The following is a 16,440-nucleotide window of genomic DNA, read 5'->3' on the forward strand; positions in this document are numbered from 1 at the left end:
CAAAAAATAAATTTAACTATGTTTTTAATTTAATTTATATCAAATATGAATTGACTTTCAATTTAAAAAAATTCAGAATAATTTGACCGGAAAATCACGATGAAATGTGACCTGTGGTGGTGCCGCCTGATGGTTTCAGGTCGATGCAACCGCACGGCTATTCCAGGAATTTTCAACCAGCAGGTTAGAGGGAGTGTGTAATGGATCGACTGCCAGCAGCGGCAATTGACAGTGATACATCGGGGATCGCGCCAACGGCGCTTCTGTCCAGTGGTCGTGGACAAGTCATCAAGATTATCGGGTCCGTGACCCCGTGGCTGATCATCGCCGGACTGCTCTGGGCGGGATTTTTTATCAAGCCCCAGCCTGTCGGATCAACGGTCAAGCCACCGGTTATCGAGCGGCGTGATTTTTTCTACGGACTCGCCGTTCCCGCTCCCGATGTCCTGTGGGTCGCCGGAACCAACGGCAAGGTTGTCCGCAGCGAAAATGGCGGGGCGCTTTGGAACCCGCAGGTCGTGCCGGGCAAGGCGCATCTGCAGGATATTTCGGCCTGGGACTCGCGCCATGCCGTAGCGGTCGGTAACAAGGGCGTGATTGTCGTGACCGTCGACGGCGGCACGACCTGGATGGAGTCACCGGCGCCCAAGTCGGACGTTGCCAATAAATTGATGCGGGTGTTGACCTTGCCAGACCGTCAGGCCTGGACTGTCGGGGAAATGGGCGCGTTGTTGCACAGCATCGATTTTGGAAAAAGCTGGCAGCGCATGAGGGCCGAGGAAGACGTCGGCTGGAACGACGTCACCTTTGCCGGAAGTGCCAATGGCTGGGTCGTCGGTGAATTCGGTCGCGCCCTGCGTACTGTGGACGGCGGAACAACCTGGGTTGCCAGCCAGACGCCGGCGACCAGTAGCCTGATGGGTGTGGCGTTCCGGGACGACCAGAACGGTGTCGCGGTGGGTCTCGAAGGCGTGGTGCTAGTCACCCAGGATGGCGGGACCAGCTGGCATGCGATCAAGAGCGGTACGCAGGAACATTTGTTGACGGTTGCCTGGGATGCCGTGCAACGCGTCTGGATCGCCGCCGGCAACCTGGGGGTATGGGTACGTGGCGACGCGGCCGCTGAAAACTGGGTCGCCGGCCGGCTCGACGAACGTGATCTGTCGTGGCACACGAAGGTCGTCGTAGCGAACGGGAAGACCTACTTTGCCGGCAGCACTGTAGGTCACTGGAACGGAAAGCAATGGCAGGTCGTGACCAATGCCAGCGCCCTCCAGGCAGCGACCACGCCGTCTGATTGACCGTGCCCTGACCAGCCTTCGCTCTTCCCGCTTCCTAACCCAACGCCCATCACATCATGATCAAACGATTCTCTGAATTCTGCATACTCCAGCGTGCGTGGGTGGCGGGGCTCATCGCCCTCATCACCCTGGTACTTTCCTATTTTGCCTTGCATGTTGAAGTCCGGACCATCTTCGAAGACATGCTGCCGTCGCAGCACCCGTACGTCAAAGTCCATGAAAAATTCAAGGATACGTTTGGTGGTTCCAACATGGTCACGATCATGCTGGAAGTCGACAAAGGCGATATTTTCCAGCCGGTCGTCCTGGAAAAGGTACGCACCCTGACCCAGGAGTTGCGCAAGGTATCGGCGGTCAACGCCTTCCAGATCGTTTCCCTCGCATCGAAGAAGCTCAAGGAAGTCCGGGCGTCCACGGGCGGCATCGAAACACGGCCACTGATGTGGCCTGACCTGCCTGCCAGTGCAGCGGAATATACGGCGCTGCGGGACGCCGTGCTGCGCAACCCGATGGTCTATGGTCCCTATGTGTCAACGGACCTGAAGGCAACACTGGTGACCGTCGACTTCATTGACCGCAATGTCGACTACGGCACCGTGTTCAAGGAAATCAATACGCTCGTGAGCAAGGTTAATCAGGATGGCGCCGTCAAGATCCGGGTCGTTGGTGATCCGATGCTGTATGGCTGGGTAAATTATTACCTCCCTGAAACGGTGCACCTGGTGGCGCTGGCACTGGCTCTGACAGTCGTCCTGCTGTTCCTGTTATTGCGGACATGGCGTGGGATGTTGCTGCCTTTCCTAGCAGGCTTGGTCAGTGCCATCTGGGCACTGGGTATCTGCAAGCTGCTCAACATTAACTTCGAGCCGCTGGTCATCGTTGTGGCGATGCTCATTACCTCGCGGGCCGTCTCCCACTCGGTGCAGATCATCAATCGTTTTGATGATGAAATAAAAGAAATCGCGGCCGGGAAGCAAACCTCCAGGGATGCTGCACGCACGGCGCTGATGGACCTGTTTCGTCCCGGGATGCTAGGCATTGTTGCCGACGCAGGCTGCATGGCCGTGGTGGCGATGAGTCCGATCCCGATGCTGCAAAAGCTGACCGTGCTGTCGGTCGTCTGGGTGTGCACATTGACTGTCAGCGCCGTGGTCCTGACGCCGATCCTGCTGTCGTGGATACGCAAGCCGCAAGGTTATGCACATCCGTTCGATGCCGTGCCTTATTTGCGGCGCTTCCTTGACTTTGCCGTATTCGTGGCAACGTCGCGGTTTCGCTATGGCGTGCTGGCGTGCAGTGCCATCGTCATGGTGACCTCCGGCGTGTATGCGTTCAACCTGAAGATCGGTGACGCCAACCCGGGCTCGCCGATCCTGTGGCCTGATTCAACCTACAACCTGGATTCGGCAGCAATCAACCAGAAATTCCAGGGGGCGGACCGCATGTTCGTGGTCGTCGGTGGTGACGAGCGCGACCTGGTCAAGCGCACCGAGGTGCTCGACAGCATGAATCGGTTCCAGCGCTTCATGGAAGCGCAGCCGGAGATCGGTGGCTCGGTATCCATTGCTGACATCTTGCCTGTAGTTAATCGCACCCTCCGTGAAGGCAATCCGCGCTACCAGGAGCTTGGCGAAACCCAGGCGGTCAACGGCAACATCATGGCGACGCTGGAGTCGGTGTCCGAGCCTGGCGACATGGATCGCTTCGTCGACGCAACCAATGCCAATGCTGCCGTCACGCTGCTGTTCCGCGACCGCCAGGGCGAAACAATCCGTACCGCCATTGCCCGCATCAAGGAGTTCGTCGCCCAAAACCCGCTCGATGGCGTCAGTTACCAGCTTGCCGGTGGACTGATCGGCGTGATGGGGGCCGCCAACGAAGTCATCCTGTCGAGCCAGATCGAAGCGCTGGCACTGGCCTTGCTGGTGCTGGTGGTGATTTGTACGGTGGTATATCGCTCCACCGTCGCGGGCATGCTGTTCATGGTCCCGGTGATTATTTCCAACACGCTGACCTTCAGTTTCATGGCCTGGAAAGGCATCGGGATGAACATCAACACGGTCCCGGTTGCCGCGCTGGGCATTGGCCTGGGTGTCGACTACGCGTTCTACATCGCCGATCGTATCAAGGAAGAACTGGCCATCGGCGCCACGCCCGAAGCCGCCATCGCGACCGCGCTGCACTCGGCCGGGCTAGGTGTCGTGGTGACCGCCAGCGTACTGATCTTCAGCACCTTGCTCTGGTCTGCCTCGTCGCTGCGATTCCAGGCAGACATGGGCCTGCTGATGGCGATGTGGCTTGGTATTTCCGCGATGTCCGCCCTGTTCGTGATGCCAGCCATCATTTATGTCTTCCGTCCTGAGTTCATCTTTGGCAAACCGCGTCATCCCGCTCAAGCGTTGCCGCTGGTTCTGGGCACCGCGCACTGAGCTGTCGGGATCCCTTTATGAATTGACTACACGCAAGGAGAGTGCCGACTGAGGAGGCAGAAACAGCAGGGTTGGGAAGCGGGACGGTCGGCTATCACATGACCAGCCACAACACATCATCGGGAGAGATTCGTGAATAAAAACAGCACAAAAAAAAATGGTAGCGCGGCAGGGGGATTGACTGGCCTGGCCGTCCTGGCCTCGGCATTGTTGAGCGCGTCGGCTTACGCCGAAGGCATCAAGGTTGACGGCTACATCCGCGAGGGAGTGTCAATTAACTTGCAGGATCCGATTGAAACGGCGACCAACGACCAGTACAAGGTGTCGATGGCAAGGTCGACTGCACGTATCAACCTGGAAGCCGATACCGGTCCCGTCGTTTTTTCGGTCAAGGCACGCGCTTCGCGCGAAATCCGCACCAGCTACCTGAAGGATCTCGAAGCAATCCGCTTTGGCGGGCCGACCGTCGGTGGCGCCAATGCAGGGGACGGCAACAGTCTCGGCAAGGCCTACAACGAAGCAGAGTTGCGTGAGTGGTACGCCGATTTCAGCCTTGGCGAACGGATCAAGGCACGCATCGGCAAGCAGCAAGTCGCTTGGGGTGAAACCGATTTTTTTGCCGGTAACGACCTCATCCACGGCTTCGACTATTCATGGCGCAGTTTCCTGGAATCCGCCAACGAAGAGCTGCGCAAGCCGCTGATCATGGCCAATATCAATATTGCCGTTCCCGAGGCTGGTGGTTCGCTGCAAGTTCTGGTGCGGCCCGGCCTGGATCGGCGCAAGGATATCGGGAACACCTACGACCTGTTTGGTGGCCGCTGGGCCAACCAGCCAAACAAGGGTCTGGATTTTTTTGCCAACGGATTCAAGTACAACCTCGACAACCCGGAAGGCAATTACAAGAAAACCACCGGCGGCGTGCGCTGGAATGGCCTGTCGGGTGGCTTGAATTACTCGGTGTCCTACCTCAAGACCTTCAATCCGGACCCGGTCATCAATCCTGCCTTTGCTCCTTGGAAAGGTGCCGCCATTCAGGGCGGCTTGGGTGACCTGATCTATCCGACGGTCGATGTGTTCGGCGCCACCATCAGCGGCTATGCACCGGTCGTCGATGCCGTGTTCAGCACCGAGATGGCTTACATCAAGCATTACGCGTTCAACTACGGTTACGACAACGGGTATGGTTTCCTGTCCGGTTCCACGTCAGGTACGGCAGGTTTTTCGGGCATCACCCAGAAAAACGTAATCCGCACCACCGTGCGCATGGACAAGAATCTGGCTGGCGTGAGTCAGTTACTTGGCGCCGAAAAGCCGGCATTCTTTTCCGTGCAGGTCTTCGATACGTGGATCCAGAACTACAAGAGCAGCGAGCAGATCGTCAATCTCGTCGGTTTCGGTCAGGCCCGCAAGGAGCATTCGACCATCGTCACCGGCATCCTTGGCCTGAGCTACAACAACGGAAAAATCAAGCCTGAACTGGTCGGCGGTGTCGATGCCACCTACGGCGGCGGCTTCATCGTACCAAGCGTGTCGTTCGAGTTCGGCAATAACTGGCGTCTGAAAACGGAAATGGACTTGTTCTGGAATAACGGTTCGCGCAATCCGGGCAATTCGGCTACCGAGCGCGATACCGCGTTATTCGGCTATTTCAACAAGAACAGCCAGCTCTATACCAGCCTGACTTATCAATTCTGATTCCGGAGACCACCATGCACACACTTAACAAGCTTGCCGCCGTCGTTGCCGGCTGTTTCTTCGCCAGCGTTGCCGGCCTGTCCGCGGCTGCTGAATTGCCGGAGGGGACAGTCATCTCGGCAGCCAATCTCGACAAAATTATCAACGACACCTTCCAGGGGCAGCCGGTCGGCAAGTTGCTGACAGAATCCATGGAAATGCGCGTGCGCAAGCAGGGCTGGAAGCTGCCGCTTGTGAAGGCGTCGGATGTCGTGATGGATGACAAATTCAACGAAGCGTCGAAGCGCAACATCGGCAAGGTACAGTTCAATAGCGCCACCCGCCAGGTCGAAGGCTGGGAAGGCGGGATGCCGTTTCCTGACGTGAAGGAAAGCGATCCGCTAGCTGCCGAAAAACTGATCTGGAACTGGTACTACGGCCAGCCACGGGGTGACATCATGAATGTCCCCAACGTGCAATACGTTCTTATCAACGGCGACAAGGGCGTCGAGCAAGAGCAGACCTGGGGCTTCATCCGGTACAGCATGAAGGGCAAGCTGGGCGCCAACAAGGCAGTCGAAGGCGACGGCAAGGAACTGAGCCGGACCATCTTTGTTGCGCAGAAACCGGCTGACCTGAAAGGCCTTGGCACGTTCACGATCCGTCATGACAGCGCCCAGGTCGAAGATGTCTGGGCCTACATCCCGGCCGTACGCCGCATTCGACGCCTCTCCGGGGGCGCCTGGATGGATCCGATCGGCGGCACCGACCAGCTGCAGGATGATATCGAGATATTCAACGCGCAACCTTCCTGGTACAAGGGCTACAAGCTGCTGGGCAAGCGCTGGATACTGGCTGCAGTGCATGCCCAGAAGCCGTCCTGGAAAATCGATGGCAAGACCGTTGCCGATCGCTATCCGGTCCTGGATCTCTCCGGCCCACCGTACTGGAACCTGAGCAACGATCGCTACGAGCCGCGTGAGGTGTACGTGATCGAAGCAACGACGCCGACCGAGCACCCGTACAGCAAGAAAGTCGTCTACATGGACGTCAAGTATCCGCGCCTGCATTACGGCGAGGCGTTCGACCGCAAGGGCGACCTCTGGAAGATATTCCAGTTCAATTCGTATCCCGGCCGTGGTGTCGATGGCTTCCACGACATTCGCACGACGTCGGGCGTGACCATCGACCTCAAGCGCAATCACGCAACGGCGTTTTTCACGGATACGAGTACCTGGAGCACCAACGCGCCCGGCATCACCTCGAAGAACGTGACGCTGCAGGAACTGCAGGCAGCAGGGCGCTAACGGGGAGTCCGGAGCCGCATCCCACGCGGCTCCACCGGGCAGACCTCCAGCCGGAGGTCTGCCGGCTCCTGTCTTTTTCCTATTCGGTGAGAACCTATGCACAACCAGTTTCCGCACAACATGGCTGCGCCTCGGCGCGCCTACCGTATCGGGCAAATCGTGCCCAGTTCGAATACCACGATGGAAACCGAAATTCCCAGGATGCTGCGGGCGCGTGAAGCGGTTGCCGCAGAACGCTTCACGTTCCATTCGAGCCGCATGCGCATGAAGAAGGTGTCGAAGGAAGAATTGGCCAGCATGGACAAGGATTCTGACCGCTGTGCGGCCGAGCTGTCGGACGCCCACGTGGACATCATGGGCTACGCTTGCCTCGTGGCCATCATGAGTTGCGGCCACGGCTACCACCGCGAGTCCGAGCAGCGACTGCATCAGGTGACCGTGGACAACGGCTATCCGACGCCGATCGTCAGCAGTGCCGGTGCCCTGATCGAGGGCCTGCATGTGCTGGGCGCAAAGAAGGTGGCAATCATCACGCCCTACATGCGACCACTAACCAACCTGGTCGTCGATTACATCGAATCCGAAGGCATCCGGGTGCTCGACAGTATTTCGCTCGAAATTGCCGACAACCTCGCGGTTGGTGCACGCGATCCGCTGGCACTGCTGGAGATCGCCAGGGACCTGAAGATCGCCGGCGCGGATGCCGTGGTGCTGTCTGCCTGCGTGCAGATGCCCTCGTTCGAAGCGATCCAGATGGTGCAGGACCGCTGCGGCCTGCCGGTGGTGTCTGCCGCTGTCTGCACCACCTATCGCATGCTCAAACTACTGAACCTGACAACCGAAGTGCCCGGAGCAGGCGCACTCCTGTCCGGAAAATATTGAAGGGAAAAATAATGAAAGCCATCGTCATCGACGAGTTTGGTGGTCCGGCGACAATGATGCAGCGCGAGCTGCCGCAGCCCGTGCCGGGCGACGATGAGGTTCTCATCCGTATTGCCTATGCGGGTGTCAATCCAATCGACTGGAAGATACGCGAAGGGCTGATGGCGAAGGTGTTCCCGCATCAGTTTCCGATCACTCTGGGCTGGGACGCCAGCGGCACCATCGTGCAGGTCGGTCGCCATGTGGCACCGTCGCGTATCGGCCAGTTCGTGTTCGCCTATTGCCGTCAATACGGCACACCAGTCGGGCGTGGCACGTATGCCGAATTTATCGCCCTGCCGGCGGCGATGGCCGTGGTGGCGCCGGCAAACCTTCACCCGGCGCAGGCAGCTGCGATCCCGTTGCCGGCGCTGACTGCGTGGCAGGGGTTGCATACCGCCGGCCAGCTTGTGGCTGGCGAAACCGTCTTGATTACTGGTGGTGCAGGCGGCGTCGGCAGCATGGCGATCCAGATCGCACTCCACGCCGGCGCGCGCGTGCTGACGGTGGCCAGTCTGGAAAACCACGCGTTTGTCCTGTCGCTTGGCGCGCATGCAGCCATCGATTACCGCGGCACTGCACTCGCCGACGGGCTGCGTGAATTGGCGCCCGACGGGGTCAACTTGCTGCTCGATTGTGTCGGCGGTACCTACCTGTCGGAGGGCCTGCGCTACCTGCGACCGGGCGGGCGGATGGTGACGATCGCTGGTGTGCCGGATGTACTGCTGGCGGGCGAGCTGGGGGTCACTGCACAACGCATCGTGGCCACCGCCAATCCGGCGCAGTTACAGGCGATCGCTGACCTCCTTGCTGCCGGAACACTGGTGCCGCCCCCGCTCGAAGAAATGGATCTGGCCGACGTCACGGCAGCGCATGCCAAAAGCAAGGCAGGCCATGTGCGCGGCAAGATCGTTCTAAAAGTCGCGGAACAAGTGGCCGTCAACCTCGCCGACGGTATTGCCGCTGGCAGAAAGAATTCCTGAATCATGCAACGTTATTCCCCGTCCGTTTCTGATCCGGTTGCCTGGATCGATCATGCGGTCCGGCTTCATCCGGATCGCCCGTTCATCACCACCGCGGCCGGCGTCGTCTACAGTTATCGGGACATGCGCGATCTGTCCGGGCGATTTGCCAGTGCGCTGGCGCTGCGTGGCGTCGGTGCCGGTGACCGCGTCGCGGTACAGGTGGATAAATCGGCCGACGCATTGATGCTCTATCTTGGCTGCCTGCGTCTCGGTGCGGTTTTCCTGCCGCTCAATACCGCTTATACCCAGGTCGAACTGGCGTATTTTTTCGGGGATGCCCAACCGCGGATGGTGGTGGTACGTCCGCAAGATCGCGCGTCGCTGCGTGACATCGTGCAGCAATGGCAGATTCCTCATCTGGAGACGCTGGGTACCGACGGCGACGGCTCGCTGTTGGCGCTGGCGGGGACCTGTGAATCGGATGCCTACAGGCGTTTTTCCGGTGAGCCCAGTGCGCTCGCTGCGCTGATCTACACCTCCGGCACCACCGGACGGTCGAAGGGTGCCATGCTGACCCGCGCCAACCTGGCCTCGAATGCGGTGGCATTGGTGCAGGCATGGTCCTTTACGGAATCCGATGTGTTGTTGCACGCCTTGCCGGTATTCCATGCGCACGGGCTCTTCATCGCGGTCAACACGATCCTGGCCTGTGGCGGCGGGATGCTCTTGCTGCCCCGCTTCGACGCCAATGAAGTGGTACGCCTGCTGCCCGGCGCGACCACTTTGATGGGGATTCCGACTTTCTACACGCGCCTGCTCGAGCATCCGGGCCTGACGACTGCAACGACAACCCATATGCGCCTTTTCGTGTCCGGCTCGGCACCTCTGCTGGCCGAGACGCAGCGCGCTTTCGAGGCACTGACCGGCCACGCGATCCTCGAACGCTATGCGATGACCGAGACATTGGTTAACACCTCGAACCCGTATGTCGGCGAGCGCTTGCCGGGCGCGGTGGGCATGGCCTTGCCGGGCATCGCGGTGCGGGTGAGCAGTCCCGATACCGGCGCCGTGCTGGACGCACCGGATAGCGTCGGCATGATCGAAGTCCGTGGCCCGAACGTATTCGCGGGCTACTGGAACATGCCGGAAAAAACCAACGCCGAATTCCGTGACGATGGCTATTTCATCACCGGCGACCTCGGCAAGATCGATGCGCGCGGCTATGTCCACATTGTCGGCCGTGGCAAGGACCTGATCATCACGGGAGGCTACAACGTCTATCCGAAGGAAGTCGAAGGCGAGCTCGATGCGTTGGCCGGGGTGCTAGAAAGTGCTGTGATCGGCTTGCCGCACAAGGACTTCGGCGAAGCAGTGACCGCCGTCGTCGTGGCAGAAAAGGATGTGGTGCTGGACGAAGCGGTGCTGCTCGATGCGATGAATGGCCGGCTGGCGCGCTTCAAGCTGCCCAAGCGCGTCCTGTTCGTAACGGAGTTGCCGCGCAATACGATGGGCAAGGTCCAGAAGAACGTGTTGCGGCAGACTTATGCGAGCCTGTATGACTGATCCCGTCCTGTCCGCGGCGGCGGCACGGCAGGCGTATCCGGACTATCGCCCTGCCACGCTGGCAGCCTGGCAGGATGCGGCGGCGCGATCGGCACCTGGCGGCCAGCCCGACCGGCTGGTGTGGCGCACTCCGGAAGGTATCGATGTCAAGCCGCTGTACACCGCGGCTGATCTCGTCGGATTGCCGTTTGCCGACACGCTGCCTGGTTTCGAGCCTTACGTGCGCGGGCCGCAGGCGACGATGTATGCCGTGCGACCGTGGACCATCCGGCAGTACGCCGGATTTTCGACGGCGGAAGAATCGAACCGGTTCTATCGCAAGGCACTGGCCGCCGGCGGGCAGGGCGTGTCGGTTGCGTTCGACCTCGCAACGCATCGCGGCTATGACTCCGACCATCCGCGCGTGGCTGGCGATGTCGGCAAGGCGGGGGTGGCGATCGATTCGGTAGAAGACATGAAGGCCCTGTTCGCGGATATTCCGCTCGATCAGGTCTCGGTATCGATGACGATGAACGGCGCGGTGTTGCCGGTGCTGGCCGGCTATGTGGTGGCGGCCGAGGAGCAGGGCGTGTCGCCATCCCGGCTGACCGGCACCATCCAGAATGACATCCTCAAGGAGTTCATGGTCCGCAATACGTACATTTATCCGCCTGCACCCTCGATGCGCATCATCGCCGACATCATCGGCTACACCGCGCAGCACATGCCGAAATTCAATTCGATCTCGATCTCGGGTTATCACCTGCAGGAAGCGGGCGCGAACCAGGCGCTGGAACTGGCCTTCACGCTGGCCGATGGCAAGGAATACGTCAAGACCGCGCTGGCCAGCGGTCTTGACGTGGATGCCTTTGCCGGACGACTCAGTTTTTTCTTTGCCGTCGGCATGAATTTTTATCTGGAAGTGGCCAAGCTGCGCGCTGCCAGGCTGCTGTGGTGGCGCATCATGAAAGCGTTCGGTCCGGCCAATCCGAAGTCGCTGATGCTGCGCACCCATTGCCAGACCTCGGGGTGGTCGCTAACCGAGCAGGACCCGCATAACAACGTGGTGCGCACCACCGTCGAGGCGATGGCTGCGGTGTTCGGCGGCACGCAATCGCTGCATACCAATTCTTTCGACGAAGCGATCGCGCTGCCGACCGATTTCTCAGCACGGATCGCACGTAATACACAGATCATCCTGCAGGAAGAGACCCATATTTCGCATGTTGTCGATCCTTGGGCCGGGTCCTACATGATGGAAAAACTCACCCAGGACATGGCCGACAAGGCGTGGGCGCTGATCGAGGAAGTCGACCGGATGGGCGGCATGACCAGAGCGGTCGAGTCGGGCTGGGCCAAGCTGAAGATCGAAGCGTCTGCTGCCGAGAAGCAGGCGCACATCGATACCGGTCGCGACGTGATCGTTGGCGTCAATCAATACCGGCTGGACAAGGAAGACCTGGTCGAGGTCCGCGAGATCGACAACGTCGCGGTGCGCCTGTCGCAAGTGGCGCGACTCGTTCAGTTAAAGGTCGCACGTGACGCCGGCGCGGTTGCGCAAACACTGGCAGCACTGACCGACGCGGCGCGCAGCGGGGAAGGCAACCTGCTCGACCTGAGTATCCGCGCGATGCGCGCCAGGGCCACGGTGGGTGAAGTGTCGAATGCGCTGGAAACCGTCTTTGGCCGCTATCGCGCAACGATTCAGAGCGTTTCTGGCGTCTACGGTGCGCAGTGCGAGAACGATGACGGATGGACGGCGATGGAGGCGCAGGTCAACGACTTTGCCGTGGAACAGGGCCGGCGACCGCGCATCATGATCGCCAAGCTCGGCCAGGACGGTCACGATCGCGGTGCGAAAGTCGTTGCCACCGCGTTTGCCGATCTCGGCTTCGATGTCGATATCGGTGCGCTGTTCCAGACACCGGAAGAAGCCGCGCAGCAAGCCATCGAGAACGACGTCCACGCCCTCGGTATATCGACGCTGGCGGCCGGACACAAGACGCTGGTCCCGGCCATCATTGCCGCTCTCAGGAACAAGGGTGCGGATGACATCGTCGTGTTCGTCGGTGGCGTGATCCCGGCGCAGGATTATGATTTCCTGTATCAGGCCGGGGTGCAGGGAATCTACGGTCCGGGCACCGCGATCCCGGTCAGCGCAAGCGATGTGCTGGAAAAAATTCGTCGTGCGTTGCGTGCTTCCGCCTGAGCGGGAGGCAAGCCGTGAATGGCGATGAGGCCGAGCAGCAGAACATGCGGGTAGCCGAGCTGGTCAGCGGTATCCGCGAGGGCCAGCCGCGTGCGCTTGCGAAAGCCATCACGCAGGCGGAATCGACTCGCGCCGACCACCAGGGCTGCGCACGGCGCGTGCTCGATGCGCTGTTGCCGGATACGGGACAGGCTATCCGGGTCGGTATCACCGGGGTGCCCGGGGTCGGGAAATCGACTTTTATCGAGGTGCTCGGCCTGCACTTGCTGGCGCTCGGCCACCGTGTCGCCGTGCTGGCGGTAGATCCGTCGAGCTCGCTGGGCGGCGGCGCCATCCTCGGCGACAAGACGCGCATGGAATTGCTGGCGCGCGCACCGGGTGCGTACATCCGGCCATCGCCGACCAGTGGCGCCCTCGGTGGTGTCGCGGCGCACACGCGTGAAGCGATGCTGCTGTGCGAAGCTGCCGGTTACGATGTGATCCTGGTGGAAACGGTGGGCGTCGGCCAGAGCGAAACGGCGGTGGCGGGGATGACCGACAGCTTCGTCCTGCTGCAGTTGCCGAACGCCGGTGACGATCTGCAGGCGATCAAAAAAGGGGTGGTTGAGCTAGCTGACCTGATTGTCTACAACAAGGCCGACCTCGATCCGCTGGCGAGCGAGGTCGCCGCCGGCCAGATGAAAAGCGCACTGACTTTGTTGCGTCCGGTATCGCAGCACTGGCGACCACCGGTGTTGCAGGTTTGCGCGACGCGCGGTGATGGAGTTGCGCCATTCTGGGCAACAATACTTGCCCACCACAAGGCCATGCAGGACAGCGGCGAGCTGGTGCGAAAACGGCGCCGACAAGCGCTTGACTGGATGTGGGGATTGATCGACGGCAGCCTGCGGGCGCGCTTCGAGCAGCATGCCCGCGTAAGGGCGGCGTTGCCTATCCAGGTCGCTGCAGTACTGGCCGGTACGGTCTCGCCGACGACGGCCGCCGCAGCGCTGCTCGATGCCATGTCGGCACCGGAGATGCCGTTGCAATGAACGAACGTCGCCGGCAGGAACTGCCGGCGACCGTGCCACCACGATTTAAGTCTTAGTACGTCCAGCCGACCGAGGCGCCCAGCAGGTGCTGGCTGTGCCGCGGATCGATGCCGAGGCTTGCGCCACTGCCGACGACCATACTGTCGAATGTGCGCGTGTACGCCAAGTTCATTTCCACCTGCTTGTCGAGACGCCAGGTGAGTCCGGCAGACAGGTGTTTTTGCGGCGTCACCGGCGCCAGGTAGTTCAGCGTGGTCTCGCCGGACGGAATGATCTGCGAGCCATGACTATAGCCGGCACGCAGTTCCAGCGTGTCGCTGGCCGCCACGTTGATGCCGACCCGGAAAACATTCTGGTCCTTCCAGCCAAAGCCGGGCCCGTTGTCCGCACCGAAGGCGCCAGCCGACGTCAGCGAGTTGCCGATCGACCGAATGTCGCTCCAGCTCACCCGCAGCGCGTCGGCGGCGAGGGTGACGGTTGGCGTTGGCATGTAGGCGATGCCGATGCCGAAGTGTTCCGGGATATCGAATTCACCGCCACCAGCGAGCAGGGAACGGTACTTATCGAGCTTGCCCATGTGTGTCTTTGAGACGTAGCTTGCGCCAAGCGTCACCTGGTCGCTGAGCTTGCCGGACCAGCCCAGTGCGAGGCCGTAACCGAACGCGTGTTCAAAGCCCTGGTTGGCCAGGCCGACATGTTCGACACCGCGTATGTCGAGCCGCTGGTAGGCGACATTGAGCGATACGCCGATGGCCTGCCCCGGGCTGATCTTGTAGGCGAGGGTGGGTGACAGGACGACCTGCATCAGCTCCGAACCGGCGTTCGAATTGGTTGGCGGCCCGACAGGGTGGCTGTAGCGAGTGCCGACGCCATTGCCGATGACAGAGATCCCCGCTGAAAGGCGATCGTCGATCACGCGGTTGTAGCCGAAGTCCGGGATGAAGTAATTGTCCTTGTCGTTCGCCGATAAGTAGGTGCCGCCTATCGTCGCGCCGCGATCGGCCTTGAGCCAGGTCAGTCCGGCATCGAGCCGGTTGCCGACAATGGCCATGCCGGCCGGATTGTTGGCAGCGGCGATCGCATCTTGTGGCAACGCAATCGATGCGCCGCCCATGCCTTGCGCCTTGATGCCATAGCCATGCGGCATCGTGCCGTTGGTGGCCAGCGCCGGTGCGGCGAGTCCGGCCAGTGTCATCAGGACAGCGGGTTTCAGTAGATTCATGATGGAGTTCTTTCTTGTATGGGTAAGTCGCGTCAGGTCTGTGCCTGGCGGGAGTCTTCGTGACTGGCCGGCATCAGCACACCCTGGCAGAACAGCAGCGGCGTGCGGTTGCTCCAGCGATGAGCGTCGATCCTGCCAATGAAAATGCGATGGTCGCCACCCGGATACTGTGCATGGGCACTGCATTCGAACTGGGCGACCGCGCCGTCTAGCAATGGCACCCCGTTCATGCCAGGCCTGCCGGCAATACCGGCGAACTTGTCCGCGATACCCGCTGTGGCGAAACGCTTGCAGAGATCTTCCTGGTCATGCGCCAGCACGTTGATCGCAAAATGGCTGCACTGTGCGAACAGGTCCAGGTTCGCCGAGCGGTTGCTCAGGCTCCACAGGATCAGCGGCGGATCCATCGATACCGAGGCAAATGAGTTGGCTGTCAGTCCGACCCGGCGACCATCCGGCGCCACCGTCGTGATCACCGTCACGCCGGTTGGCACCAGACCCAGCGAGCGGCGCAGTTGGGCCTGGTCGGCCGGCGCGCCGTCACCGAGCCAGGCAGCATGTTGCACGTTCTGTTCCATCATGGCCTACGCGGCTTGCTGGAAGCGGGCGACGAAGCGATCTGCTTCGGCGGCGTCGTAGTACCACGGATTGAGCGTCTTCGGATCGTCAAACGCGTTGGCGACAAAGCTGGCCAGCGCCGGATTCGCACCGCACATTGAAAATACCTTGAGCAATTGTGGTGGCGGCGGCAGCAGATGCGTATTGGTAAAGCGCACGACCCATTGGGCGTAGTCCCAATAGCGCTCGAAGGTCTCCTCCATCCAGTCACGATCGAAGGCGCGCCTGCCGTGGGCAAGGATGCGATCGTTGTACAGTCGGGCGCACTTGCTGGCATTGTTGGAGCCCTGTCCGGTGATCGGATCGTTGAGTACCAGTACATCGGCCATGCCGAACACCAGCGCGCCGGAGGGCAGGGTGCCGAGCGGTTTGCGCACGGTCGGCGGTATCCGCCCGACCAGCGTACCGTTGTCGTCGGTCAGCCGGATATCCTTGCAGCGTTCGGCTTCCCACGGAAAGAACGTGTCGATCATCCATTTGGTCATCGCCAGATGTTCCTCGGGCGTCTTGACTTCGCTCCAGCGATCCATCGGACCACCAGCGATACATTCGAGGTTGATGATGTCGCAGGTGCCGCTCGTGGTGAGCGCCGGGAAATTGATGTACTCGCCAATGCCGGGGTTGATGCTGATGTTCAGCGCCGAGTAATTTTTTCTGGGCAGCATCCCGTGCACGTAGGTCAGGCCGATGGTGCGCAGTGGCTGATCGAACTCGCTGCGCTCGGCATCGCGGGCGAACAGTTTGCCGACCTCGCCTTTGCCGCTGGAGACGATGACCAGGTCGCTGATGGCGGCGTACCGTTCGAGGTCATCAATGCCGGCGTCCCGGATCTCCAGCTTGCCGCCGCGTTTCTGGAATTCCTTCATCCAGCGTGGCATCTTGATGCGCTGGTCGACCGATTGCCCGCCAACGGTCATGCGCGCCGTCCAGTCGATCATCGGCTTGCCTTCGCTGCCGCCGGCGCGCATGTGCACGCCATCGATCGACGGGCAGGTCGCATCCCAGAAATTGAGCCCGAGCTCGCGCTCGTAACCCAGCGCGATGTCATACATGGATTGGCTCGACATCACGCGCCCCGATCCGATATCGTCGCCGGTTCGGTTGGAAACGATGGTGACATCGTACTGCTTGTCCAGCAACCCGATGCCAAGCTGCAGCCCCGCCTGGCCTGCGCCGATGATGGTGATTTTTCTCATTTTATTAGTTTCCTGGTCGTGC

At 60.7% G+C, this 16,440-nt stretch carries 12 protein-coding genes; 9 read left to right on the top strand and 3 right to left on the bottom strand.

Annotation, left to right across the window (positions count from 1 at the left end; translation table 11 throughout):
- The first annotated feature begins 200 nt into the window (after positions 1-200).
- From ABD720_RS06100 to meaB, 9 genes are all read left to right on the top strand, one after another.
- On the top strand, positions 201-1,301 hold the full coding sequence (locus tag ABD720_RS06100) for a WD40/YVTN/BNR-like repeat-containing protein (protein ID WP_344762368.1): 1,101 nt from the start codon (positions 201-203) through the stop codon (positions 1,299-1,301).
- Positions 1,302-1,357: 56 nt separating this feature from the next.
- Positions 1,358-3,730: an efflux RND transporter permease subunit gene (locus ABD720_RS06105; RefSeq protein ID WP_344762369.1), complete on the top strand. Its 2,373-nt coding sequence runs from the start codon at positions 1,358-1,360 to the stop codon at positions 3,728-3,730.
- Positions 3,731-3,862: 132 nt separating this feature from the next.
- Positions 3,863-5,428, top strand: a complete 1,566-nt coding sequence (locus ABD720_RS06110) for a DUF1302 family protein (RefSeq protein ID WP_344762370.1) — start codon at positions 3,863-3,865, stop codon at positions 5,426-5,428.
- Positions 5,429-5,442: 14 nt separating this feature from the next.
- Positions 5,443-6,714, top strand: a complete 1,272-nt coding sequence (locus ABD720_RS06115) for a DUF1329 domain-containing protein (RefSeq protein WP_344762371.1) — start codon at positions 5,443-5,445, stop codon at positions 6,712-6,714.
- Positions 6,715-6,834: 120 nt separating this feature from the next.
- A complete protein-coding gene (locus ABD720_RS06120; protein ID WP_425547925.1) occupies positions 6,835-7,596 on the top strand; it encodes a maleate cis-trans isomerase family protein in 762 nt (253 codons plus the stop codon).
- Positions 7,597-7,607: 11 nt separating this feature from the next.
- A complete protein-coding gene (locus ABD720_RS06125; RefSeq protein WP_344762373.1) occupies positions 7,608-8,618 on the top strand; it encodes an NADP-dependent oxidoreductase in 1,011 nt (336 codons plus the stop codon).
- Positions 8,619-8,621: 3 nt separating this feature from the next.
- Positions 8,622-10,163 (top strand): malonate--CoA ligase, encoded by a 1,542-nt coding sequence (locus tag ABD720_RS06130; protein WP_344762374.1) that lies wholly within the window; start codon positions 8,622-8,624, stop codon positions 10,161-10,163.
- Positions 10,156-12,351: a methylmalonyl-CoA mutase gene (gene scpA / locus ABD720_RS06135; RefSeq protein WP_344762375.1), complete on the top strand. Its 2,196-nt coding sequence runs from the start codon at positions 10,156-10,158 to the stop codon at positions 12,349-12,351. The genes ABD720_RS06130 and scpA overlap by 8 nt, the downstream gene beginning before the upstream one ends.
- A 44-nt stretch (positions 12,352-12,395) precedes the next feature.
- On the top strand, positions 12,396-13,382 hold the full coding sequence (meaB, locus tag ABD720_RS06140; RefSeq protein ID WP_344762400.1) for a methylmalonyl Co-A mutase-associated GTPase MeaB: 987 nt from the start codon (positions 12,396-12,398) through the stop codon (positions 13,380-13,382).
- Between the two features lie 52 nt (positions 13,383-13,434).
- On the opposite strand, the gene ABD720_RS06145 is transcribed toward meaB, so the two are convergent.
- From ABD720_RS06145 to ABD720_RS06155, 3 genes are read right to left on the bottom strand one after another with little or no spacing between them, the layout of a single operon-like run.
- Positions 13,435-14,604 (bottom strand): OmpP1/FadL family transporter, encoded by a 1,170-nt coding sequence (locus tag ABD720_RS06145; protein WP_344762376.1) that lies wholly within the window; start codon positions 14,602-14,604, stop codon positions 13,435-13,437.
- Positions 14,605-14,636: 32 nt separating this feature from the next.
- Positions 14,637-15,185 carry a flavin reductase family protein gene (locus ABD720_RS06150; RefSeq protein ID WP_344762377.1) on the bottom strand — a complete coding sequence of 183 codons (549 nt, stop codon included), beginning with the start codon at positions 15,183-15,185 and terminating at the stop codon, positions 14,637-14,639.
- Between the two features lie 3 nt (positions 15,186-15,188).
- Positions 15,189-16,418 carry a styrene monooxygenase/indole monooxygenase family protein gene (locus ABD720_RS06155; protein WP_344762378.1) on the bottom strand — a complete coding sequence of 410 codons (1,230 nt, stop codon included), beginning with the start codon at positions 16,416-16,418 and terminating at the stop codon, positions 15,189-15,191.
- Positions 16,419-16,440: the final 22 nt, after the last annotated feature.

Source organism: Actimicrobium antarcticum (assembly GCF_039536745.1).
GTDB lineage: Bacteria > Pseudomonadota > Gammaproteobacteria > Burkholderiales > Burkholderiaceae_D > Actimicrobium > Actimicrobium antarcticum.

Coding starts and splice junctions, on each gene's coding strand:
- ABD720_RS06100 (WP_344762368.1), top strand. CDS start 201: ATGGATCGACTGCCAGCAGCGGCAATTGACAGTGATACATCGGGGATC.
- ABD720_RS06105 (WP_344762369.1), top strand. CDS start 1,358: ATGATCAAACGATTCTCTGAATTCTGCATACTCCAGCGTGCGTGGGTG.
- ABD720_RS06115 (WP_344762371.1), top strand. CDS start 5,443: ATGCACACACTTAACAAGCTTGCCGCCGTCGTTGCCGGCTGTTTCTTC.
- ABD720_RS06120 (WP_425547925.1), top strand. CDS start 6,835: ATGGCTGCGCCTCGGCGCGCCTACCGTATCGGGCAAATCGTGCCCAGT.
- ABD720_RS06125 (WP_344762373.1), top strand. CDS start 7,608: ATGAAAGCCATCGTCATCGACGAGTTTGGTGGTCCGGCGACAATGATG.
- ABD720_RS06130 (WP_344762374.1), top strand. CDS start 8,622: ATGCAACGTTATTCCCCGTCCGTTTCTGATCCGGTTGCCTGGATCGAT.
- scpA (WP_344762375.1), top strand. CDS start 10,156: ATGACTGATCCCGTCCTGTCCGCGGCGGCGGCACGGCAGGCGTATCCG.
- meaB (WP_344762400.1), top strand. CDS start 12,396: ATGCGGGTAGCCGAGCTGGTCAGCGGTATCCGCGAGGGCCAGCCGCGT.
- ABD720_RS06145 (WP_344762376.1), bottom strand. CDS start 14,604: ATGAATCTACTGAAACCCGCTGTCCTGATGACACTGGCCGGACTCGCC.
- ABD720_RS06150 (WP_344762377.1), bottom strand. CDS start 15,185: ATGATGGAACAGAACGTGCAACATGCTGCCTGGCTCGGTGACGGCGCG.
- ABD720_RS06155 (WP_344762378.1), bottom strand. CDS start 16,418: ATGAGAAAAATCACCATCATCGGCGCAGGCCAGGCGGGGCTGCAGCTT.